The organism is Albibacterium profundi, from assembly GCF_042159835.1.
Lineage (GTDB): Bacteria > Bacteroidota > Bacteroidia > Sphingobacteriales > Sphingobacteriaceae > Albibacterium > Albibacterium profundi.
On sequence record NZ_JBBVGT010000002.1, the window covers coordinates 1,720,504 to 1,744,264 of the forward strand.

Below are 23,761 nucleotides of genomic sequence, written 5' to 3' on the forward strand. Positions count from 1 at the left end.
ATTACTAACGCTGCAATGAGCAATATGTACCAAGTATTCCAGTTGTTCAGTTTTTTATTTTTCATCTTGGCCAATTGAAAGTAGATTGAAAAATAACTTGGATGCCCCACTGTGTCCTATCGGCAGTTGTCTAAAAAAGGATAATGGTGTATAAATAAAGTGACCTTTGCCGTACTGAGCATAAAGCAAGGCCCCTTTTTGAGGGTCTTCACCTTGATCATGCATTTCCAATAATGGCGTATAAGCCGGATCCCATTCGGATGGAAAGTAAGGTCCCATTTCTTGTATCCATCCTTTGAAATCATCTTGGTTGATTTTGTTTGGTGTGTTTAAGAGAGCGTTGTTCGGCTCTAAAATCGTGACTTTTGCATTTTCTTCCGCTACGCGATTTCGACTGATGGTAAAAGGATAGGGGCCAATATCAGTTGTAGCCATGTCTTGTAAGGTGTTGAATTGCATGACGACAGTTCCGCCATGGAAGACATACTCGTTAAGGACGGGCATCCATTGATCCATTCTCTTTTCTACGTTGATTGCACGAATTCCTGTGATAATTGCATCATAATTTTTAAGATTTTCCGCATTTTCGAAATCTGCCTCAGTCAAAAAGGTGACATCCATGCCCGCTAAGCGTAAAAAGGTCGGTATAAAGTCGCCCGCCCCCTGAATGTATCCGACTTTTTCTATTGTGCTTGATAAGTTTCCGTTCATTATCAGTGCGCTCGCCGGTGTAAAGTACTGCAGCGTGGGTATGTGATCGTATTGAACAAGGTGACGGTTCTTTGTGTAGGTTTGATTTTCTGTATGGAAGCTTGCCGTAATTGGTTGATTTGGATTCAGGTTTTTAAGGCTTTTGCTTTCAAGTGTAAAGCTTATTGTCGAATCCTGTCCAGCGGCGAGAGTTACGTTATTAATTGAAGTCAGCTTTTTTGTCCCTTGGCTTACGATCAATTTTCCTGCGTTCTCTTCTCCGCGATTTTCAATGTCCAAGGTTAAGTCTAAAGATGAATCATTTTTAACAAAATAGATCGGCTGGGTAAAGGTAATGTTGACGGGAGGTATTATTTGTAGCTGTTCAACAATGCCACCTTTGATGGGGTCCAGCTTTTTATAGGAAAAAGGAACGGATACATGAAACCGTTGCTCGCCAATCCGTAATGTTACCTGTGCATTTAAGTCAGCTTGTTTAAAAGGCAAGCCGATGAGTTCAGTTGAACTTACGCTGTATTGAGAGTCAGTTTTCGGTTCGTTGCTCAACCAATAGGGCTCTGTTGGTTTGGCATCAAATGGTATCCTTAAGTCGAAACTAAAATCGATGACTGAATCAATGGGTAATTCTCGTTGAGGCTCAAGTTCTTCAGTTAGTACTGTTATTTTTTCTACAACAACCGGTGTTGAGGATCTAGCAATCAGATTCAGATCGAAAGACAGAGCTTCGCCGGGTATTGCTTCATGTCGGTCCGTTACCATTTCAGCCATGAAGCCCGACGCACTTTGTATGGTATGATCGATAGCGGCTAGTTTGCTTTTTTGGGTAGAGCCTTCTTCTAGCGACTCGATCATGACGCGGATATTTAATAACGCTGGTAGGCTTGAACTGGGATTTTTGAAGTCGTATTCATCTAGGACTTTATTTATTGCCTGATCGATATCAGGACGTTCTAAATCACTGAAGGTGAGTGTAATATCATCGAATAGTGAAGATTGCATTGGTTCGCCATCGACGTGCGAGAAATATTCCGTTCGAACACCCGCAACCGATGGGGTGCCGGCACCTTGGCTCTGATGTTTACTGCGACTTACCCCAGCGAGTTCACCATAACCCATGCCTAACAATGGATCGTACTGACCAACTTCTATTTTAAACTGATTCTCGTTGGTCGTGTTTGTGTTACCAAAACGGAACGTGTTCCATACTAGCCGCTTAGCTTGCCATACTTTTGTATCCTTTAACTGTTCGGGGAATTTACTGGGATCGGCCGCAGCTTTAAAAGCAGCTTCGGCGATGGTGGCTGAGGCTGAATGCTGTCCATGTCCAGCAGCAGATGTAGGGGGAAAACGGGTAATGATCAAGTCAGGTTGGAATTGACGAATGATCCAAACCACATCTTTTGTGACGCTGTCGAGATTCCACTGTGTAAATGTGTCCTCAGAACTCTTAGAATAACCAAAGTCTATGGCTGTACTGAAAAGTTGTTTGGCGCCATCCACTTTGCGAGCTTCTAGCAGTTCGTAGGTTCGGATAAGGCCTAGGGCAGGACCTTGTTCGCTCCCTAATAGGTTCTGTCCCCCGTCGCCTCGTGTCAACGACAAATAGGCGGTTTCAACATTTTTTTCATTGACGAGCCAAGATAGTAGCCCCGTATTTTCATCATCAGGGTGGGCTGCTAGATATAGAACGCGTGGAAGGTTTTTTAGCATTTTTATTTCTTTGTAGATTGCTCCAGCGGGCTTTGGTCGGACTTGTTGGGAAAAAACAAAGGTGTACGAGCAAATGAAAAAGAATACGAATAAGGTTCTTATCATCGAGGTTCATTTAGTTTGTTATAAAAATAGCAAATCCAGTAAGAAATCAGTAAGAGTGAGCGTATTTGTTACCTATATTGTATATTTATATTTATAAACTTCAAAATATTTTGTCCTACATATGAACAAGATTGATTAAGATTAATATATTTGAACCTAAATTTTGAGAGTAAAATGAGTATTACCGGATTAACAAAAGATCTTCAAAAAATCAGTACACCAACGATGGCTGATATTGTAGAGGTCAGACTTATTGACTTTTTGAAGAAGAAAGCTTTTAAAGCAGGAGATGCTTTGCCAAAGGAAATGGAAATGGCAGAGGCTTTAGGTGTGAGTAGAAACGTTGTTAGAGAAGGTCTCAGTAGGTTAAAGATGCTTGGTCTTATTGAGTCTAGAAAAAAAAGAGGGATGGTTTTTGTCAATCCAGATATATTGGGGTCTTTCGAAAAGATCTTAGATCCCTTAATTATTGACGCTGCAACTATCAAAGATATATTCGAATTACGCTTGGTGTTAGAAATGGGGCTGGGTAAATTACTTTTTAGAAATAAGACGGATAAGAATATTGCCGAACTTGAGAAGATTGCCAAAACCCAAAACTTAGAGGACGATTCTTTCCGAATTAAGCATGAAATTGACTTTCACGGAAAGCTTTATGAGATTACCGCTAACGATACGCTAAAACGTTTCCAGAAAATGCTACTGCCAATTTTTGGTTATGTTACTTCGAAAGAGGAGAAGCCGACACGGGGAAAGACAAGTCACCTAGATTTGGTGGAAATTTTGAAAAATGGAACTCTTGAAGAGTTTAACAAAGGAATGGAAGAGCATTTGCAACCACATTTTGATCGGTTAAATGACTTTTAACTGAGTCAACACCGCATCTAACAAAAGATTTATAGCCGAAGTAAGTAAAAAAGTTGTTATGTAGTTGAGAATACTAATTCATAATTTATATATTGTCGATATGTTCTACATAAGGACAGAGCTAACAATTAAAATTTATCTTAATTATGAAAGTGTTTCTCTTATTTTTTGTAATTGCCGGATGGGTAGTATTGCCCAATCAGGAAGCATGGGCGCAGGATCGGACGGTTTCTGGTCAAGTCGTTAGCAGTGACGGGCTTCCATTAGAAGCGGTGACCGTCTCAAGAAAGACGGTTGCTAGTCAAGCTGTTACCAATAGCGAAGGACGGTATCAGATTACGATTCCTCTGAATGATACGGTTCTGGTTTTTTCCGCTATCGGATATGAAACTCTTGAATTCACTATTCCGTCATCAAACGAATTGAATGTTACCTTGGTTCCCGCCGAACAGAACCTGGATGAGGTTGTGGTTGTCGGTTACGGTACACAGTCGCGACGTACAATAACCTCAGCTATCACAAAAATCAGTGGCGAGACATTGCAAGACATACCAATTAGTACTGTTGGGGAAGGGTTGAAGGGGAAGGTGGCCGGTGCCCGGGTCTACCAATCGAATAGCACTCCCGGAGCTGATGCTGTTTTTAGAATTCGCGGTGGGTCGTCGATTAACAAATCAAACGACCCATTGGTGCTGGTCGATGGAGTTGAAAGAGCGTTTTCGGGAATTAATCCGAATGATGTAGAGTCAATCGAAGTATTAAAGGATGCTGCATCGACCGCTATCTATGGTTCACGCGCATCAAATGGGGTTGTGCTGATTACAACTAAGAAAGGTTCAGCTTCGCAAGCACCTCGTATTACCTTTGATGCAAACGTGGCATATCAGGAGGCTGAATCGTTGATAGATTTCATGAATGCCAGAGATTATATCAATACCGTTCGTCCGGCGGTTGCACAAAGCCCGAATCCACAATACAACAGCGCCTCCGGTTATTCGGCTAGTTCCGGTAATGATGAGAACTCTCTTTATTCTACACGTTATCTGAGGGATGGTGAAACTGTGCCAGCTGGATATTATTCAATGCCCGACCCGTTGGACCCGACTAAAACCTTGATTTATCAGGATAATGATTATCAGTCGCTGTTGTATCGTGATGTGTTGTGGCAGAACTATTATCTTGGTGTCGATGGTGGAAGTGAGTTTGTAACCTACTCCGCCAGTGGAGGATATACTGAAGATGAAGGAGTGGCTTTAGGTACAGGGTATACACGATATAGCGCCCGAGGCAGAACTGATGTGAAAGTCAGTGACCGGTTGACGCTTAATACTGCATTTGACTTTTCAAATTCACTTTCGAGCGCTTTCGAAAATCAAATGAATGTAATTGCAAGGGGATTAGCAACGCCGCCCACGCAGAAAATTTATTATGAAAATGGGAGACCAACACCAGGCTATAATTCATCATCGCCCAACCCAGTGTGGTGGGATTATACCCGTGACCTCGCAAACAAAGACAAGCGATTAGCATTAATAGGTGGTTTAGATTATCGTATCTTGGATCAACTGAAGGCCAATGTTCAGTTTTCAAATTATACCCATGTGGCGCAGTTTGACTATTTTGAGAAAGCACATGAGTTTAGCGGCTTGAGGACAACGAAAGCTGAATTTGGTGAATTGGAACGATCAAAGCTCGACGGGTATTTGTCTTATAATGACACCTTTAACGATCTCCATTCGCTGTCGGGGATGCTAGGATATTCTTATCAGGTAACGAATAATAAAGGGTTTTCGGCAAGTGTCACGGGTGCGAGTTCAGATAGAGTGCCAACACTTACAGCAGGACCGAACAAAACTGGGGCAGACAGTAATTTTGATGAAGAAGTGTTAATAGGCTATTTCGGTCGTTTATCCTATGATTATTTGAAGAAATACCTGTTAATGGCTACTTTTCGTTATGATGGTTCTTCATTGTTTGCTGTGGATAACCGGTGGGGTTTTTTCCCGGGAGTATCTGCAGGATGGATCATATCTGATGAAAACTTTATGTCGGATATTAATGTAGTCGATCATTTGAAATTACGTGCTAGCTACGGTCAAACGGGTAATAACGGGATAGGCTTGTATGATGCATTGGGTCGTTATGCAACCGATGCAAGGTATAATGAGGCAGCAGGGATTATTCCGACAATTATGCCTAACAACGCCCTGACATGGGAAACGTCAACGCAATTAGATGCGGGTTTTGACCTTAATATGCTAAATAACCGAATTTCAATCAGTGCAGATTATTTTAACAAAATAACCGAAGATTTACTTTTTCAAAAGGAACTGCCGAATACAGCGGGTTTTGGTAGTGTTCAGACGAATATAGGAAAAGTGAAGTTCCATGGCTTTGATCTGGAATTGTCATCACGGAACATTAGTACCGACAATTTCTCTTGGGATTCTAAATTAACTTGGAGTTTTGTCAAGAATGAGGTTTTGGAGTTGCCCGATAATGGTCGGGACAAAAATAGAATCGGAGGTATTACACTCGCAGATGGAACCGCCTTTGGGGGCACTGCTGAAGGTGAGTCGCTTTACAGATATTATGGCTACGTGGTCGAGCGAATTCTTCAGAATGAAACTGAGGCTGCCAATGCACGGTATGATGAACGTGCTCGGGGTTGGAACCCAGCTGATGGACAAAGCATTAGAGGTAGAAAATTGCCCGGAGACTATGAATGGGTGGATCGTGACGGTGATGGTGTGATTACCAATAATGATCAGTTTGAGCTGGGCGTCACTGTTCCGCATACCACCGGAGGGTTAAACAATGCGTTCTCTTACAAAAATTTTAGCTTAAATATCTTTGTAGACTGGGCTTTAGGACACTCGATAAACCATAATGCTTATATGCGGTATTTTATGAACACATTCGCCAATAACTATACGCTGGTTGATGAAGTTAAAAATACATGGAAGCAAGAAGGTGATAATACGAAATATGCTCGGTTTACAGCAAACGACCCAGATGCAGGAAATTCGAATTTCTCAAGAACTTCTGATGTCTTTAATTATAAAGGGGACTATCTGGCAATAAGGGAAGTTACGATACAATATCGTGTACCGGAGCAGGTGTTTAGTCGTGTAGGAATTAAAGGCTTAACAATTACATTATCTGGAAATAACTTGCATTACTTCTCAGCGGTTAGTGGCAAAGGGATATCACCTGAAATAGGGGCTGCCACAACATACAATGCCAGATATTATAATTATCCTCCGATCAGACGATTCTCATTTGGAGCTAAAATTACATTATAAAGACCTTGAATTATGAAAAATAGAATAAGTATCGTTATCTGTATGATCATTGGTTTGTTTGCATTTCAAGCCTGCCATGATAAATTAAATGTAGACTCAAAGAGTGCAATTACGGCCAATTCGATGTGGGAAAGTGAGGGCGACGCTATTGCCGCAATGTATGGGATGTATAATAGAATGCGTACAACCTTTAATAGCACGTATGCGTTTTGGGGCGAATATCGTTCGGGGCTTTGGGGGCCGGGTTTGGCAACCAATGCCACCTATAGCGATGTGTTTACTAACGAATTGACGAGCTCGCATACGCATGCAAACTGGCAAAATTTGTATACGACAATTAATAATAGCAATTTAATATTAAAGTATACTCCTGGAATCCAATTTACAAATGACGCTGAGAAAAATAAAGTGTTAGCCAATGCTCATTTTGTTCGTGCTTTTTGCTATTACTGGATCGGCAGGATATGGGGTGACGCGCCTATATTATTGAATGGGTTCGAGTCCGGAGAGCAAGAAGACTTATATCCTTCACGTGAGCCCGCTGATCAGGTTTTTGCGCAGGTGGCTGCGGACCTGGAAGCAGCCTATTCATTAATGCCAGAAAATGTTACGGATAGAAATATGGCATCGCGGGCAGCGATTAATCTACTGCGTGCTGATTATTTTCTATGGATGGCCAAGGTTAGAGATGGTGGAAGTTCGGCTTTGAATTCTGCGAAAACAGCTGTCGATGAAGTTATAAATGATGGTAATTATGTATTGCTGACGGACTTCAGGGACGTGTTTGAATCGAAATTAAATCAGGAGGTTGTATTTGCCTGGAGTTTTCTAATGGATGAACATACGGGGGGGTATCCAGCAGACTTTTTAGTTCCGCTCCAGTATGTATCCTCTCAATATGTTGAGAATCCTATTAAAGTAGGATCACATCAACAATGGATATTTCTGACGGACGAGTATATGAATTTTCTGTCCAACGATGATCGGGACAAACGGAGCGGTGTGAGTTTCGAAACGTTTTTTGATGAGCAGAAGAACTCCACCTTTCATTGGATTAATAAGTTTTCAGGCACATGGGAAAATTCTACCCGGGTTTTTGATTCGGATATCATCGTTTACCGCTATGCAGATGCCTTATTGCTGAGCGCAGAGGTGGAAAATGAACTAGGGAACACTCAGCTTGCGGTTAGTCGTCTAAACGAGCTTGCTAAACGTGCTTATGGAGTCGATAATTTTTATTCATCGACATTGTCCAAAATTGATCTGGACAAAAAGATTATCGATGAGCGAATGAAAGAATTTGTTGCCGAAGGTAAAATCTGGTGGGATTTTATTAGATTCGGAGTGGTATTCGAAAAGGTTCCGACCTTGGTTGGTCGCTCTGGTGAGCAGAATGTTCTGTTTTGGCCGGTTCACAATTCTTCAATCAATACCAATCCAAATATTATACAGACACCCGGACTTTAAATATGATGAATCTCTAAATTTGCTAATAATGAACTTAAATAACATAGTGATAAAAAGTAAGATACTTTGCTGCATATTCCTTTTGGGTTCCGTGATGATAAGTAGTGCTTATGCTCAAAAACATATAGAAAAGGAAGAAAGCAAGCCGATTCCGGTACTGGAGACCAGCGATCACCCGTATTCTTCTCTCCGTATACCAGCATTGGCTGTTACGCAAAAGGGAACTTTGTTGGCATTTGCAGCTGGAAGGATTGATAGTGGAAGCGATTGGGCTGATATGGATCTGGTGATGCGTAGAAGTGTTGACGGCGGAAATACCTGGCAGGCTTTGCAAGTGGTTGCTGAACGGGAGGGTAAGACGCCGGTCGACAATCCTACACCTATTGTAGGCAAAGACGGAACTGTTCACTTGATTTATCAACGAGATTATGCCAGGGCATTTTATACCTCGTCTACAGATGATGGCAAAACATGGTCTGCAGCTAAGGATATTACCGGCGTTTTTGATGCTTTTAAGGATGAGTATGATTGGAAGGTATTAGCGCCGGGTCCAGGTCATAGTATTCAACTGACTAGCGGTCGCCTGATTGTGCCGGTATGGCTAGCTGATTCTGATGTTGAAACGCCTCATAGAAGTCATAGACCGTCACGAATCGCTACAATTTATAGTGACGATAATGGCATAACTTGGCAAAGAGGAGCCCTGATTCCAGATGTGCCCGGATTTACAAATCCGAGTGAGACGATGGCTGTGGAACTCAGCGACGGACGAGTGATGCTGAATATTCGTAACGAATCGACTGAAAGACGACGAGGGGTTAGCTATAGTGACGATGGGATATCAGGATGGACAGCACCGGAATATGTTGATGAATTGTTTGAACCGATTTGTATGGCGACTATCGTTCGTGTTGATAATCCGGGTGTTAGTCCTTATCTGCTGTTTGTTAATCCAGATAGCAAAGATATTCCGAAGCATCCCCGTCGAAATCTTACGATTAAGTTGAGTGCAGATGAAGGTAAAACCTGGTCAGTAGCTCGGGTATTGAACGAAGGTGTTTCGGGATATTCAGATTTAGCTATGGGGCCTGATGGCACGGTTTATTGTTTATATGAAACACGGAAGGAAAATTCGAAAGGGGTGTCGCTGTATCTGAAAAAGTTTGATGTCCAACCACTTATCGATGCACTATAGCACATCCCAAATAAGAGTTTGTTATGACATGGAAGAGTATGAGCTTGTTCGCTATTTTGCTTGCTTTGGTTTTCAAGCTGGTGAATGCTGGGACGCCTCGTGATTCGCTAAGAGACGAACGTCCGAACTTTCTCTTTATTGCGGTTGATGACCTTCGCCCTCAACTGGGTAGTTATGGAGATTCTATTGCGATAACACCGAATTTAGATCGTATCGCAGAGATGGGGATGGTTTTTAATAAAGCTTACAGCCAACAGGCGGTTTGTGCACCATCCCGAGCATCAGTCCTAACCGGTCGGCGCCCGGATGCCACGAAAGTCTGGGATCTGAAAACTCATTTCAGAGAGGCTCTGCCCACGGTGGTTACGTTGCCACAAAACTTTAAGCTGAATGGTTATGAGGCTAGGAGCGTAGGCAAGATTTATCATGATACGCAACGTTTACAAGATACAGCGTCATGGTCATCGCCGGCAGTTTTGGAGATAACCGGTGAAGCTGGTCCAAAATATGTTCTTCCTTCAAATCAGCCAACCCAGAAGACATGGAAGAAGGATGCAACGGAACGTGCTGACGTTTCTGATTCTGCTTATGTAGATGGAAAGGTAGGTGTAGCTGCTGTTAAAGCGATCCGGGAACTTAAAGATACTTCATTTTTTTTGGCTGTAGGATTCAGACGTCCCCATTTACCGTTTTCTGCGCCATCCCGCTATTGGGATTTATACAATCGGAATGATTTGCCGCTTCCTTCTCATATGAACCCTCCAGAAGGTGCTCCGAAAATAGCATTACACCGTGGTGTGGAGCTTCGCGGTTATCAGGATATAGCAGATTCAGGAAGAATTTCTCATGATAAAATACGACAACTGCATCATGGGTATTATGCTAGTATTTCCTATATCGATGCGCAAATTGGTATGTTAATCGATGAACTTGAGAAACAAGGTCTGTTAAAGAATACGGTGATTGTTGTTTGGAGTGACCATGGTTTCCACTTGGGGGAACTCGGCTTGTGGGCTAAAACCACGAATTATGAACTGGATACTCGTGTGCCTCTGATTATATCAGCCCCGGGTCAGAAGACCGCTGGTTCAAAAACCGATGCGATAGTTGAGTTGGTAGATTTATATCCCACCCTTTCTGAATTGGCGGGAATACCGCTTCCTGAAGATCTGGATGGTGAAAGTTTATTGCCTCTATTGCAAGACCCTTCGACACCATGGAAAAATAGGGCCTTCAGTCAGTTCCCACGTCCCTGGATGTATAAAGGAGAGCCAAAGATTATGGGCTACTCGATACGCACAAATGACTTTCGGTATACAGAGTGGAGAAACGTTAAGAATGGTACAATTGCGGCTACTGAATTATATCGGTATGATGAAAGCGGAATTGAAGAAGTAAATTTGTCAGGGAAACCATGCTATAGATCGATTGAGATATCAATGAAGAAACGGTTGCTTAAACTTTAAGGAAATAAACGAGCGTTATTTTTTGCTTTTATAATTTATATACATACATTTGATATGTAGAACATATATACAAATTATTATTTGCCGAAATTATGAAAAAAGCTAGTCCCTGTCTGTTTCTTTTTATCTGTTTTCACTTTTTTATAGTAGAAACAAAATCTCAAGAGAGATCCGATTTGAACTATGTTTTTGAAGAAGGTACATATGGTTACGAGGTTTATAGAATTCCGGCAATTGTAAAAGGTAAAACTGGAAAATTGCTTGCTTTTGCGGAGGCGCGGAAATTAAGAAGCAATGGCGATTCGGGAGATATAGATATGGTCGTTAAGGTTTCAGAAGATAATGGGAAAACGTGGGGGGATATGATAACGATCTGGGACGACGGTCTGAATACCTGTGGTAATCCCGTGCCCATAGTGGACCAGGAAATCGGTAGAATTCATCTACTACTAACATGGAATCATGGCGATGATCGATGGGGGGATTTGACCAATGGGAGAGGTAAGGATACAAGACGAGTATTCTATACTTGGTCCGATGATGAAGGGCAGACATGGGAAGAGCCGAGAGAGATAACTGAGAGTGTGAAAGATGAAAAATGGGACTGGTATGGTACGGGGCCTGTTCATGGAATACAGATTTCGAAAGGTGCACAGAAAGGGAGGCTGGTTTCTCCTAACTATTTTACGGTACGCGAAGATGGTATTAGAAAAAATTATTCTCATGTAATTTACTCCGATGATCATGGAAGGACTTGGAAGGCCGGTAGTCAGACGATTGAAGAGGGTGTTGGAGAGTGCACGGTTACTGAATTGTCTGACGGAAAACTGATGTTGAACCTTCGGGCAAATAGTGGTACCACACGAAAGTTCTGTATTAGTGAAGATGGCGGTGAAACCTGGGGGGCAATGAAGACCGATTATAATTTGATTGATCCCTCGTGTCAGGGAAGTCTCTTCACCGACCATCGTGATGAAGCATTGCCTTTGTATTTTGCAAATGCTGCAAGTGCTGAAAGAAAGAACATGACGGTTAAGAAGAGTTTGGACAATGGGAAGACGTGGTCTGCTGAGCTGCTTGTTCATGAAGGACCATCCGCATATTCTGATCTCGTTGTGACCGAAGATGGTAAGGTTGCTTTATTGTATGAAGGGGGAATAGGCAGACCGTATGAGGGTATCGCCCTAAAGCTGATTGATGTCAGTGAATTTAAATAATATATACTTGGATAATAATACGATACATTAAATTTAATTCTATGATACGCATCTTTTTGCTTTCTAGTTTGATTCTTGTCTTTTTGGGGTTCAAAGTCGATACGGAGATTTCTGAACATCAATATCAGCTCCCTGTTCTTAAAAACAAGGAAAATAATCCGATTGTAAGGGTGAAAGTTGTTGCTGACAGTGATGGTCAAATTTTAACCGATGTGAGATTTGGGACGGAGGGTACGACTGACTTAAAAGACATAAAATCGGCAAAGCTTTATTATTATGGACAGGATTCATTGCCTGGAAAAATGGAGAATATTGAATCGCGTTTGTATGCTTCGGTGACTGACGTTGGAAAGAAGATCGTTTTTTCGGGTAATCAGAAGCTGAATAAAGGGGATAATTTCTTTTGGTTGTCATTTGAACTTGAAGAACACGCTGACTTGTCGCATTTTGTCGATGCTCAGTTTGTTTCAGCAAAACTAGATGGAAAAAAGCTTAGAGCTAAAGTGACGGGTAATCAACTCGTGCAGCGAATAGGCGTAGCAGTTCGCAAACATAATCAAGATGATGTTCATACTTCACGTATTCCTGGATTGACAACCACAAACGAAGGGACCTTGATTGCCATTTTTGATGCTCGTTACGAAAGTGGTCGTGATCTACAGGGACATATGGATATTGGTATTCACCGAAGTGAAGATGGCGGACAAACATGGGAGCCTATACAAATTGTAATGGACATGGGTGAATGGGGTGGCCTGCCACAGAAATTTAACGGTGTTTCTGATGCGGGAATTTTAGTAGATAGAAATACGGGTGATATATACATTGCCGGACTGTGGATGCATGGTCTGCTGGATAAAAATGGTAACTGGATAGAAGGTTTGACTGAAGAAAATGAAGAGTGGGATCATCAATGGAGAAATAAAGCTTCGCAACCAGGTTTTGATGTTAAGCAGACATCGCAATTCCTGATTGTAAAGAGCACTGATGATGGCAAAACCTGGAGCAAACCTGTGAATGTTACAGAGATGGGGAAAAAAGAGGAATGGTGGCTTTGGGCGCCGGCGCCTGGACAGGGAATTACGCTAAAAGATGGAACGCTCGTGTTTCCAACTCAAGGAAGAGACAAAAATGGCCATCCGTTTTCGAACATTACATATAGCAAAGACGGTGGGGAAACATGGGTATCAACTAACCCTGCTGTAAGTGAGGGCACGACCGAATGTATGGCGGTCGAGCTAACTGACGGTTCAATAATGTTGAACATGCGGGCGAATAGCAATCGGGGCGATACGACATCGACAAATGGGAGGGCTATTGCTGTTACAGATGATCTGGGCGAAACATGGACAGTACATCCTACTTCACATAGCGCATTGATAGAGCCCGTATGCATGGCAAGTATTATCCGACACGATTATCAGTCTGATAAAGGTGAACAAACTTATCTGCTTTTTTCAAATCCAGATTCCAAAACGCAGCGTAATAGGCTTTCAGTAAAAGTGAGTGATAATGATGGAGATAATTGGGATCAGTTTCCAGCCTTGATGTTAGATGAGTTTAACAGCCGAGGTTATTCTTGCCTGACCTCGATTGATAATGAAACAATCGGAATTTTATATGAAAGTAGTCAAGCCGATATGGTATTTCAGACCTTGACTATAGATGAACTAACAAATAAGAACTAATATATTTTATAATCAGAATAATAATACAGAAGATGGAAAAAATAACAGGATTAGTAGCCGCAACATTTGCAGCTTACAAAAGTAACGGAGAAATTAACCTCGATGTTATACCCGATATTGTTGAAAAGTTAATTGAAGATGGGATCTCCGGTGTTTTTGTGTGCGGAACGAATGGTGAAGGCCCTAACCTAACGATCGAAGAGCGGATGGAAATTGTTGAAGCATATGTCAAGGCTGTGAATAAAAGAATAACTGTTATGGTTCACGTTGGTCATAGCTCTGTTAAGGAAGCGTGCAAGCTCGCGGCTCACGCACAGGATGTTGGCGCGGATGCATTTTCTTCAGTCTCGGCGTTCTACTTTAAACCTGCTTCGGTAACTGAGCTGGTACGAAGTATGGCAGAAATAGCTTCAGCAGCACCTGATATTCCCTTTTATTATTATAACATTCCTCACCTTACAGGTGTTGCTATGAATATGTTAGACTTTATCGAGCAAGCAGAAGAAATTATTCCTAATTTTAGGGGATTAAAATACACAGCAACTACTTTATACGAATACGAAGCCTGCTTGAATTATAAAAATGGAAAATATGATATCTTGTATGGTCTCGATGAGATGCTATTGGGTGCGTTAGCTGTTGGAGCGAAAGGTGCGGTAGGAAGTACATATACATTTGCAGCACCGCTCTATAGAAAAATTATTGAAAATTTCGAGAATCACCGTATCGAAGAAGCTCGTGCGTTGCAGATGGTTTCCATTAAGATGGTTCAATCACTAGGTAAATTTAGCCCTATTCCGGCACAGAGAGCCATCGTAGGAATGGGAGGAATTGAGCTTGGTCCATGCCGCTTACCTTTAGTAGAGCTAACTGATGACGAGATTAGTTTATTAAAGAGTGATCTAGATAAAAAGAGTTTTTTTGAGTCTGTAGATCAGTGCCGTGACGCTCGAATAAAAGCATAAGTATTTATGAAACCTTTTTTTTATTTAACCGTACTTTTTATGACTATAATATCTGCTTGTAAAGAAGAAGCACATCCTTCATTGAAATGGGGAGATTTGCCAAATATTCCTGACAAAGTAGGTTTTGCCGGCTCGTTTGGCGGAGTATCAAATAATACTTTATTGGTTGCCGGAGGGGCAAATTTTCCAGACGGTGGTGCGCCTTGGGCAGGGTCAAAGAAGGTATGGCACGATCAGGTGTTTGCACTTGAACAAGATAGTCAAGAGTGGAAAATAGTTGGAAAGTTGCCAAGACCGTTAGGATATGGAGTTTCGATCAGTACTGATGATGGCTTGCTTATCATCGGTGGAAGTAATGAGGAGGGACATTATAGTGATGTATATCGACTGAGATACGCAGACGACAGCCTGTCTTACAGTCAACTTCCAAGTTTGCCTGAACCTTTAGCGAATTCTGCTGGGGTATTACTAAACAATATTGTTTATGTTATGGGTGGGACTACCGATTCTGCTTCTAAAGAGGCTGAAGATAACTTTTGGTCTCTGGACTTAAATGATATGGACGCCGGTTGGACTACTAGAGAACCTTGGCCTGGCCCTTCGCGAATGTTAGCAGTTGCTGGCGCAGATGAACATGCTGTCTACCTTTTCAGTGGTGCGCATTTAAAAGATGGTGTTCGAGAGTATCTTTCCGACAGTTATCGGTTTTCTGAGGAAAGGGGTTGGGAGAAGCTGCCTGCTCTTCCACGATCCGTTGTGGCAGCACCTACACCTGCCTATACTGACGCTAACTCCAATCTGCTCGTGTTTGGTGGAGATGATGGTAGCTTAGCAGATATCGATCCTCAAACTGAAAAACACCCTGGTTTTTCAAAGGCAGTGCTGAGTTTTGACCCAAATAGCAATGAATGGTCGACAATTGCGGAGCAACCGGGGAATGCTGCCGTAACAACCTCACTTGTGGTGTGGAATGGGGAAGTAGTTATCCCCGGAGGAGAAATAAGACCTGCTGTTCGAACCACGCAAGTCCGAACGGTTATTATTGAGTAGCTGTCAATTATACCTATTTTATGAAAAATACAAAATATTATCCATGGTTGGTGGTCGGCTTATTGTGGGTTGTCGCACTTCTGAATTACATGGACAGACAGATGCTGTCGACTATGCGACCGAGTATGGAAGCCGATATCCAAGAGTTGCAATCGGCTGCAAATTTCGGACACTTAATGGCTATATTCTTATGGATTTACGGATTTATGAGTCCTATAGCGGGTAGTATAGCAGACAAGTTCAGCCGAAAATGGTTGATCGTTGGGAGTTTGTTCGTTTGGTCAGCAGTTACCTTTGCAATGGGCTACGCAACAACTTTTAGTCAACTTATGTGGTTACGGGGGATTATGGGCGTTAGCGAAGCTCTATATATACCAGCTGGTTTGTCTCTAATTGCTGATTATCATAAAGACAAGACTAGGTCTTTAGCAATCGGTATACATATGACAGGTTTGTACATGGGGCAAGCTTTGGGCGGCTTTGGTGCCACCTTAGCGGAAGCATTCACGTGGCATACGGCGTTTAGATCTTTTGGTTTAGTAGGCGTAGTTTATGCTGTGATTTTGCTGTTTTTCTTGCATGAATCAAAAGAATCAGCGAGAACAACCGGGGGTAATACGAATTCTAATAATGCTTCTGTGAAAAAAGTACCTGTTTTTAAGGGTTTAAGTGTACTGTTGTCTAATATTGCTTTCTGGGTTATCTTGTTCTATTTTGCCGTGCCTAGTTTACCGGGTTGGGCTACGAAAAATTGGTTACCTACTCTTTTTGCACAAAACTTGGATATACCTATGTCATCGGCGGGACCACTGTCGACTATCACAATAGCTGCCTCATCATTTATTGGTGTTATATTCGGGGGACTTCTTTCTGATAGATGGGTGCAAAAAAACATTCGTGGCCGGGTTTATACGAGCGCCATCGGAATTGCCTTAACAATTCCTTCTTTGCTTTTACTCGGTTTTGGGAGCTCGTTGTTTCACGTAGTGGGTGCTGCTTTATGTTTTGGGCTGGGCTTTGGCATGTTCGATGCCAATAATATGCCGATTCTCTGCCAGTTTGTTTCGGCCAAATATCGTGCTACAGCTTATGGATTGATGAATATGGTCGGCGTTTTTTCCGGAGCATTTATAACAGATTATTTGGGACAGTCGACTGACGAAGGAAATTTAGGTCATGATTTTGCTATGTTGGCCGGCATTGTAGGTATTGCATTAATCGTGCAATTATACTTTTTACGACCCAAAGTCAATGATTTTACAGACTCGTAAAATTAGACAATCGATTGTGTTGAAAAAAGATGTTAAAAAATTTGGAAGATATATTACTTAGTGTTACTTTTACACTATCAAATCAGAGCAATCTATTCTGGTAATTGGTTAAATGTCTTTTCATAATTTAGGTTTATAATTGGTTAGTTCAAAACCCCTGCCCATCAGGGGTTTTGTTATTTTATAAGTTTTTGGTAATCTCGAAAGATAAAGGTTTAACAGCCGACCGATACCGATGGATCAACTTGCCATTTTCGTCAATAAGAAATTTCTCAAAGTTCCACTTAATTTCCCCGGTAAAATCTGGATTATTAGCGGAGGTGAGGTATTTAAATAAAGCATTGATGTCTTCTCCCTTAACGCTCGTTTTTTCAGCTAAAGTGAAGGTCACTCCGTAATTTTTCTCACAAAATGTTTGGATATCCTCATTGCTTCCGGGTTCTTGGCCGCCGAAATTATTCGCGGGCACTCCAATTACAACCAGTTGGTCTTTATATTTCTTTGAGAGCTCCTCTAGCTCGGCGTATTGCGGGGTAAAGCCACATTCGGAAGCAGTGTTAACGATCAAGATTTTTTTTCCTTTGAAGGTTGAAAGGTCGATCGGTTCGCCATCGATGCTGTTTAATTTAAATTGGTATACGTTTTCTGGGGGAGTCATAAATAAGACACTAAATAATAAGATAAAGAGAGTTTTCATGATTGCTGTTTTTAAATGTCATTTATATAGTCGCTCCGCTGAGCTTCCTTTTCTAATATGAATGCATACAAATCTTCAATCGGTTGTTGAATGATTTTTCCGATACGGATATTATGTTTTTTGCAAACATTGCGCAATTGCTTATTATAGAAATATGCTATCGAACCTACGAAATGGCATTCGTGTTCCTGATAATCAGCATAGCTGAAGACATTGGTTTTCACAAATTCTTCAAAGCCGTTATCTAAGAGCTCAGAAACATAACTATGATCGGTATGTTCAGCGAGAAATGGGGCGAATGAAGCTAAAAATGCGTTTGGATTGGGTTCTTGATAAACGTGTTTCATGATGTTCTCTTTATTAACATCATAGGTAGCTCCAAATGCCAAATTAATTTCCGAAGGCATTCGCCCGTATAGATAGTCGGTTACAAGTTTTTTTCCAAACCAAGCTCCTGAACCTAAATCGCCTAAGATAAAGCCAGTTCCAAATTTGCTAGGCAGTACATTCTCGCCGTCAAAAAAGGAAATGTTAGACCCCGTTCCCATCGTGCTGATAAAGCCAGGTCGCGCACCGCAAGTGGCATATGCGGAACCAATCAGGTCTGTATCAACAGACACAAATGCGTTTTTAAAGATGTGTGAAACTGCATTTGAAACAATTTCTCGTCGGTCCGGAGACGTACAGCCCGAGCCGAAAAAGTAAATTTCAGTAATATCGTTGATATAGGGTACTATTTCCTTAAACGATTGGATGATTTTGACGATTTCCTTTTCCTGCGTGAAAAATGGGTTGATTCCCTGTGTGCGATAACGTAATGGTTCACTACCATTGGGAGCGAACATCCAGTCCGACTTAAATGAACCACTATCGACGACAAGTATCATATGCAAATATTAAATTTCAAAATGTGTAGATTCAAATTTACAAATAATTTTAGTTAATCTTGTTGGGGTTTAAAACGACCCCGTGTGGGATATTGACTATATTGGGTTGAATTTACTTTCAAAGTTGTTTGCAATTTTCTTCTTTAACTATAAAAACTATGAGGACACGTTTTATCTATTTATTTATGATTCTAATGACGACAGCTTTCGCAACGAGGGCACAACCAAAAATAAGCTTTGATGTTTCGTTCACGGAGCCACAAGCACATTATATTGACGTTCAAATGGAAATCGACGATTTAAGTAAGGGTTTTGTCGACCTGAAGATGCCAGTATGGGCACCAGGATCTTACTTGATTCGGGAGTTTCCTAAAAACGTTGAAAGTGTTCAGGCGCGGGATTCCGGTTCAGAGGACCTGAAGGTTTATAAGATTGATAAGAATACATGGCGAGTAGAAAATGGTAAGGCAAAAAAGATTGTTGTGAATTACAGGGTCTATGCCTTCGAAGTGTCTGTTCGTACTAGTTTCGTCGACGAAAGTCATGCGTTTTTGTCGCCAACCGGGGTGTTTATGTTTGTTGATGGGTTTATTGATGAGCCGACCGAGGTGACGGTCACACCTTATGAGGGCTGGTCTAAAATATCGACAGGTTTAGAACCTGTTACAGGCCAAAAGAATACATTCTACGCTGAGAATTTTGACATTTTGTTCGATTCTCCGATTGAAGTTGGTAATCAAGATGTGTTTGAGTTTACTGCCGCCGGAGTGAAGCATGAGGTCGCCATGGTCGGTGGAGGAAACTATGATAAAGAGCGTCTAAAACGGGATATGGCCAGTATTGTTGAGGAATCTACTGCTGTTTTCGGTGTTAATCCGAATAAGCGATATGTCTTTATTGTTCATAATTATGCCTCGGGTGGAGGAGGTCTAGAGCACTTGAATTCGACCGTTTTAGGGGCGTCTCGTTTTGCTTACAGTAATCCGGCCCGCTATAATGGCTTCTTGGGACTTGTTGCTCACGAATATTTTCACGTTTGGAATATAAAGAGACTTAGACCGGAGAGCTTGGGTCCATTTAACTATAGTGCAGAAAACTATACAACAAATTTGTGGATAGCGGAAGGCTTTACAGCGTATTACGATAATCTATTAGTTCGTAGGGCTGGCTTTTATGATGAGAGTAATTATCTGAGAATGTTAACTAATGATATCGAAGCGGTGGAGAATAGACCGGGAAATTTGATCCAGCCATTAAGCTTGGCGAGTTTCGATGCTTGGATTAAATATTACCGTCCAGACGAGAATTCGGCAAATACTAGCGTGTCGTATTATAATAAAGGAGCGTTAATGGGTATGCTACTTGACCTGAAAACTCTTCATGCTACAAACGGTGAAAAGCGATTGGACGATATTATGAAGGCGATGTACGATCAGTATTACATTAAACTAAACCGTGGCTTTACAGATGCTGAATTTAAATCAATGGCTGAAAAGGTGGCGGGCGTTTCAATTGATGATATATACCATTATGTAAATAACGCCGAGTCGATCGATTATAATAAATACCTCAGTTATGCGGGAATGAGACTTGTCAATCAGTTGGAGGGAACTAGTATACCTGATTTCGGTGTCCGATTGGTCGGTAATCGTATCGCATCTGTCTCTAGAAATAGTGGAGCATGGAATGCCGGGTTAAATGTCCATGATGAATTAATTGCTATCAACGGTTATCGTATTGACGAGCAGGGAAATGAGATGGACCGTATTTTGGGGGGAGCCAGTGTCGGTGATGAAATTACTGTTTTGGTTTCTCGAGACGGAATCATCAAGGAGTTTAAGGTTACTTTGCCCGAGAGCAAACGCGCTGATTACGTGATTGAACCTATGCCTAACGCGACCAAAGAGCAGATATCTATAAGAAAAATATGGTTATCTATAGATTAGTGATTCGCTAAGATAAGAAAAGGCGGTTATGTGAATAACCGCCTTTTTAATTGTTGATTTTGTGGGTTTAGTTAGAATGCGAAACGAATGGAAAGACCAAAACCTTCAGCATCAAAACCTGTATCCGGAGTGACCTCTAAAGCTGGTTTCCAGTCTAGTGAAGCGTTAATCGGTGCGCCGTTAAACTTATAATCCAAACCTAAGACTCCGTCTATGCTAAGCGCAATTTCCGAATCATGATTGTCATGTTTATAATCCCATACACCAATTCCGGCACCACCACCATAGTACCATCTAAGTCCTGGAGCGTTGTTTATTGGTAGATGTCGCTCATACAAACCGATTAAACGGAAGGTAGAGTACTGGTTTTTCTTACTGCGGAAGTTCACGATAAAATCTAACGCATCGCTGCTGTTTACGAAGTGCTTGAACGTGATACCGTTTGCTACTCCGAAACGACCCCCGATAGCATTTCTATAGTCATTCCCTAATGCCTGAGCTTTTGCTTCCTGACTAGAAATGCTTAGAAAACCTACGGTAATAAATAGTAAAAATAGTTTTTTCATTTCTTTTCGTTTTTTTATATATACTATGCATTAACCAAATTTAATGCCAAATAGGCTTGATCTGCTTTATTAGACGATGTTGATTATGGACGTCTTAAATCAAGCTTATGTTCTAACATCATAGATTGGAATTATTTTCTTATTTTTAAGCAGGCGCATCACCTTAAAATTGACATTATGATGGAGATAAAAAGAATGTTTGATATTTTGGAAAACTACAAGCATAATTTTTCAAAAAATGAAATGGTGTCTGGAAAATTTAAAGGGCAATGGCAAACCTATAGTACAGACGAATTTGTTCATAATGTAGATAGCTTGAGTCGTGCTTTATTGAAGTCGGGTATAAAAAAAGGTGATAAGGTCGCCATTATGTCGGCAAATCGACCCGAGTGGAATTTTTGTGATTTCGGCGTTATGCAAGTCGGCGCGGCAATTGTACCTCTTTATCCTACCTTGTCACGACAGGATCTAAATCATATATTGACAGATGCAGGTGTGCAGCTAATTTTTGTTTCTAACGCGGAGTTATATAAAAAGTTAGAGAAATGTATCAGCGCTTTATCTACGTCAGTAGAGGTGATCTCTTTTGATGATGTGCCAGGAACGACTGCGTGGTCGGACTTTCTAAAAAAGGGAGATGCGGAAGACGATCTAGAAGAAATAAAGAGTCAAATAGATGAAGAGGACTTGTTGACACTGATCTATACATCTGGTACAACAGGAAAGCCAAAGGGGGTGTGCTTAAGTCATCGGAATATAATTAGTAATATTTTAGCTTCAAGAGATTTGTTCCCGGACGAGTATCAGAAGGCTATCAGTTTTTTACCTCTTTCGCATGTCTTTGAGCGAATGGTAGTATACATGTATTTTTCGCTTGGAATATCCGTATACTATGCCGAAAGTATGGATACGATTATTGATGATATCAAAGAGGTGAAACCTGATGGTTTTACGACGGTGCCAAGAGTATTGGAGAAGGTGTATGATGCTATCTATGCTAAGGGAAAAGCCTTGACTGGAATTAAAAAATCCATCTTTTTTTGGGCATTGAACTTAGGCTTGCGCTACAAAGAGCCTGGTAAAAATAGTGCTTTATATAATATCCAATTAGCCCTAGCTCGGAAATTGGTTTTTAAGAAATGGCAAGAGGCGCTAGGAGGCAATATTGTAGCTCTTATTTCTGGCGGGGCTGCATTACAAGAAAGGCTGACAAGGGTGTTCTGGGCGGCTGGAATACCCGTGTTGGAGGGATATGGATTGACGGAAACGTCGCCTGTTATCGCTGTAAATGGGTTAAAGGCTGATCAAATTAGGTTCGGGACAGTGGGTAAAGTCTTGTCTAACGTAAAAGTCAAGATAGCAGAAGACGGAGAAGTGCTGTGTAAGGGCCCCAGTATTTTTATGAGCTATTATAAAAACGAGGAGGCGACAGCTGAAATCATTGATGAAAATGGCTATCTCCATACGGGCGACATAGGAGAGTTAAGTAAAGATGGCTTTTTGAAGATTACAGATCGCAAGAAGGAGATGTTTAAGACCTCTGGTGGAAAATACATAGCACCACAGGTGTTAGAGAACAAGTTCATGGAGTCATTATTTATTGCTCAGGTAATGATTGTGGGTGAGGGGCGACGGTTTCCCTCGGCGCTGATCGTTCCTGCGTTCGAAAAGCTGAAAAGTTGGTGTAAAATTAAGGGCATCGAATGGCAGTCTGCGGAGGAAATTATTAAGAACCCTCAAGTGATTGATAAATATCAGCGTGAAATTGATCGACTAAATAAGGGTTTTGGTCACTGGGAGCAGATAAAGAAGTTTATTCTCTTGCCAAACGAGTGGACAATCGATGCGGGAGAGCTAACCCCCAAGCTAAGTTTGCGCCGTAAGATTATTTTAAATAATCATGCGACGGAATTGGACAGTATTTACGAGGGTGAGACTAAGAAATAAGTAGTTGATTTAGGAGTCAATTAGCTTATTGATATTCTCCATCTCGCCGAAGATGACCAATAAGTCGCCAGCCTCTAATCGGGTATGGGAGGTTGCGATGCCCGATGCTTCTTTGATAACTTTTGCTACTCCTTTGACCGTCTCTTGTTTTTCTTTGATGGTGGTAAGAACAATAAGCTGGTATTGATTGGTGAAATCAGCCTCGATCAATGTTTTACCTACATAGCGCTGGGGTACTTTGGTTTCAACAATACTGTATTTTTCCGATATTTTAAATGAGTCGACGATATTTAGGTTGACCAACCTCACGGCAAGCCGCTCGGCCGACTCTTCTTCAGGCATAATGAACTCTTCAATTTTCATTGCTTCTAATACCGTCTGCTGTAGATCGGATACTACACGGGCGATGATTCTTTTGATGTCAAATTGTTTTAAAACGGCAGTGGACATCAGAGAGGAGGCTTCATCTTCTCCGATGGCAACGATAACTGCATGAGCATCTTTCACAGGAAGCGATGCTACCGCGTTTTTGTCGGTAGCGTCTAAGCAAACTGTGTGGGTGATTTTATCTTTAAATTGCTCGACTTTTTTCATGTCATTGTCGGCGCCGATGACTTCGTGTCCGAGCTCCGTGAGTTTAACGGCGAGCGATTTCCCGAAATGTCCTAATCCAAAAACTATAAACTTCATATTTAATTTTT

At 41.5% G+C, this 23,761-nt stretch carries 17 protein-coding genes; 12 read left to right on the forward strand and 5 right to left on the reverse strand.

Annotated elements, in window-relative coordinates:
• Positions 1 to 54: 54 nt before the first annotated feature.
• Positions 55 to 2,421, reverse strand: a complete 2,367-nt coding sequence (locus WKR92_RS09125; protein WP_375557519.1) for a PIG-L family deacetylase — start codon at positions 2,419 to 2,421, stop codon at positions 55 to 57.
• A gap of 279 nt (positions 2,422 to 2,700) precedes the next feature.
• Between WKR92_RS09125 and WKR92_RS09130 the strand changes: the two genes are divergently transcribed.
• The 10 genes from WKR92_RS09130 (at position 2,701) to WKR92_RS09175 (ending at position 17,017) form a co-directional block, all read left to right on the forward strand.
• Complete coding sequence (locus WKR92_RS09130) at positions 2,701 to 3,393, forward strand: FadR/GntR family transcriptional regulator (protein WP_375557520.1); 693 nt, start codon at positions 2,701 to 2,703, stop codon at positions 3,391 to 3,393.
• A 146-nt stretch (positions 3,394 to 3,539) separates the two neighbouring features.
• Complete coding sequence (locus WKR92_RS09135) at positions 3,540 to 6,698, forward strand: SusC/RagA family TonB-linked outer membrane protein (RefSeq protein ID WP_375557521.1); 3,159 nt, start codon at positions 3,540 to 3,542, stop codon at positions 6,696 to 6,698.
• A 12-nt stretch (positions 6,699 to 6,710) separates the two neighbouring features.
• Positions 6,711 to 8,165, forward strand: coding sequence for a RagB/SusD family nutrient uptake outer membrane protein (locus WKR92_RS09140; RefSeq protein WP_375557522.1), 1,455 nt, complete (start codon positions 6,711 to 6,713; stop codon positions 8,163 to 8,165).
• A 28-nt stretch (positions 8,166 to 8,193) separates the two neighbouring features.
• Positions 8,194 to 9,360 (forward strand): sialidase family protein, encoded by a 1,167-nt coding sequence (locus WKR92_RS09145; protein WP_375557523.1) that lies wholly within the window; start codon positions 8,194 to 8,196, stop codon positions 9,358 to 9,360.
• A gap of 23 nt (positions 9,361 to 9,383) precedes the next feature.
• Positions 9,384 to 10,826, forward strand: a complete 1,443-nt coding sequence (locus tag WKR92_RS09150; protein WP_375557524.1) for a sulfatase — start codon at positions 9,384 to 9,386, stop codon at positions 10,824 to 10,826.
• A gap of 176 nt (positions 10,827 to 11,002) precedes the next feature.
• Positions 11,003 to 12,043, forward strand: coding sequence for a sialidase family protein (locus tag WKR92_RS09155; protein WP_375557525.1), 1,041 nt, complete (start codon positions 11,003 to 11,005; stop codon positions 12,041 to 12,043).
• 41 nt (positions 12,044 to 12,084) lie between these two features.
• Positions 12,085 to 13,731 (forward strand): BNR-repeat neuraminidase N-terminal domain-containing protein, encoded by a 1,647-nt coding sequence (locus WKR92_RS09160; protein WP_375557526.1) that lies wholly within the window; start codon positions 12,085 to 12,087, stop codon positions 13,729 to 13,731.
• Positions 13,732 to 13,763: 32 nt separating this feature from the next.
• A complete protein-coding gene (locus tag WKR92_RS09165) occupies positions 13,764 to 14,696 on the forward strand; it encodes a dihydrodipicolinate synthase family protein (protein WP_375557527.1) in 933 nt (310 codons plus the stop codon).
• A gap of 39 nt (positions 14,697 to 14,735) precedes the next feature.
• The gene (locus WKR92_RS09170) at positions 14,736 to 15,746 is read left to right on the forward strand and encodes a Kelch repeat-containing protein (RefSeq protein ID WP_375557528.1); all 1,011 of its coding nucleotides are present in this window, start codon (positions 14,736 to 14,738) and stop codon (positions 15,744 to 15,746) included.
• A 20-nt stretch (positions 15,747 to 15,766) separates the two neighbouring features.
• On the forward strand, positions 15,767 to 17,017 hold the full coding sequence (locus WKR92_RS09175; protein ID WP_375557529.1) for an MFS transporter: 1,251 nt from the start codon (positions 15,767 to 15,769) through the stop codon (positions 17,015 to 17,017).
• Between the two features lie 181 nt (positions 17,018 to 17,198).
• On the opposite strand, the gene WKR92_RS09180 is transcribed toward WKR92_RS09175, so the two are convergent.
• Both WKR92_RS09180 and WKR92_RS09185 read right to left on the reverse strand, forming a co-directional pair.
• On the reverse strand, positions 17,199 to 17,714 hold the full coding sequence (locus WKR92_RS09180; RefSeq protein WP_375557530.1) for a glutathione peroxidase: 516 nt from the start codon (positions 17,712 to 17,714) through the stop codon (positions 17,199 to 17,201).
• Positions 17,715 to 17,725: 11 nt separating this feature from the next.
• The gene (locus WKR92_RS09185) at positions 17,726 to 18,601 is read right to left on the reverse strand and encodes an N-acetylglucosamine kinase (protein WP_375557531.1); all 876 of its coding nucleotides are present in this window, start codon (positions 18,599 to 18,601) and stop codon (positions 17,726 to 17,728) included.
• A 158-nt stretch (positions 18,602 to 18,759) separates the two neighbouring features.
• On the opposite strand from WKR92_RS09185, the gene WKR92_RS09190 reads away from it, so the two are divergent.
• Entirely contained in the window at positions 18,760 to 20,547 is a 1,788-nt protein-coding gene (locus WKR92_RS09190; RefSeq protein WP_375557532.1) for a M61 family metallopeptidase, read from the forward strand.
• Positions 20,548 to 20,618: 71 nt separating this feature from the next.
• Here the strand turns inward: WKR92_RS09190 and WKR92_RS09195 are convergent, their stop codons facing one another.
• Complete coding sequence (locus WKR92_RS09195) at positions 20,619 to 21,113, reverse strand: hypothetical protein (protein ID WP_375557533.1); 495 nt, start codon at positions 21,111 to 21,113, stop codon at positions 20,619 to 20,621.
• Positions 21,114 to 21,290: 177 nt separating this feature from the next.
• Here WKR92_RS09195 and WKR92_RS09200 point away from each other — a divergent pair, with 177 nt between their 5' ends.
• Positions 21,291 to 23,060, forward strand: a complete 1,770-nt coding sequence (locus tag WKR92_RS09200) for an AMP-dependent synthetase/ligase (protein WP_375557534.1) — start codon at positions 21,291 to 21,293, stop codon at positions 23,058 to 23,060.
• 9 nt (positions 23,061 to 23,069) lie between these two features.
• On the opposite strand, the gene WKR92_RS09205 is transcribed toward WKR92_RS09200, so the two are convergent.
• Entirely contained in the window at positions 23,070 to 23,750 is a 681-nt protein-coding gene (locus tag WKR92_RS09205) for a potassium channel family protein (RefSeq protein WP_375557535.1), read from the reverse strand.
• Positions 23,751 to 23,761: the final 11 nt, after the last annotated feature.

Coding starts and splice junctions, on each gene's coding strand:
- WKR92_RS09125 (WP_375557519.1), bottom strand. CDS start 2,421: ATGCTAAAAAACCTTCCACGCGTTCTATATCTAGCAGCCCACCCTGAT.
- WKR92_RS09130 (WP_375557520.1), top strand. CDS start 2,701: ATGAGTATTACCGGATTAACAAAAGATCTTCAAAAAATCAGTACACCA.
- WKR92_RS09135 (WP_375557521.1), top strand. CDS start 3,540: ATGAAAGTGTTTCTCTTATTTTTTGTAATTGCCGGATGGGTAGTATTG.
- WKR92_RS09140 (WP_375557522.1), top strand. CDS start 6,711: ATGAAAAATAGAATAAGTATCGTTATCTGTATGATCATTGGTTTGTTT.
- WKR92_RS09145 (WP_375557523.1), top strand. CDS start 8,194: ATGAACTTAAATAACATAGTGATAAAAAGTAAGATACTTTGCTGCATA.
- WKR92_RS09150 (WP_375557524.1), top strand. CDS start 9,384: ATGACATGGAAGAGTATGAGCTTGTTCGCTATTTTGCTTGCTTTGGTT.
- WKR92_RS09160 (WP_375557526.1), top strand. CDS start 12,085: ATGATACGCATCTTTTTGCTTTCTAGTTTGATTCTTGTCTTTTTGGGG.
- WKR92_RS09165 (WP_375557527.1), top strand. CDS start 13,764: ATGGAAAAAATAACAGGATTAGTAGCCGCAACATTTGCAGCTTACAAA.
- WKR92_RS09170 (WP_375557528.1), top strand. CDS start 14,736: ATGACTATAATATCTGCTTGTAAAGAAGAAGCACATCCTTCATTGAAA.
- WKR92_RS09175 (WP_375557529.1), top strand. CDS start 15,767: ATGAAAAATACAAAATATTATCCATGGTTGGTGGTCGGCTTATTGTGG.
- WKR92_RS09180 (WP_375557530.1), bottom strand. CDS start 17,714: ATGAAAACTCTCTTTATCTTATTATTTAGTGTCTTATTTATGACTCCC.
- WKR92_RS09185 (WP_375557531.1), bottom strand. CDS start 18,601: ATGATACTTGTCGTCGATAGTGGTTCATTTAAGTCGGACTGGATGTTC.
- WKR92_RS09190 (WP_375557532.1), top strand. CDS start 18,760: ATGAGGACACGTTTTATCTATTTATTTATGATTCTAATGACGACAGCT.
- WKR92_RS09195 (WP_375557533.1), bottom strand. CDS start 21,113: ATGAAAAAACTATTTTTACTATTTATTACCGTAGGTTTTCTAAGCATT.
- WKR92_RS09200 (WP_375557534.1), top strand. CDS start 21,291: ATGATGGAGATAAAAAGAATGTTTGATATTTTGGAAAACTACAAGCAT.
- WKR92_RS09205 (WP_375557535.1), bottom strand. CDS start 23,750: ATGAAGTTTATAGTTTTTGGATTAGGACATTTCGGGAAATCGCTCGCC.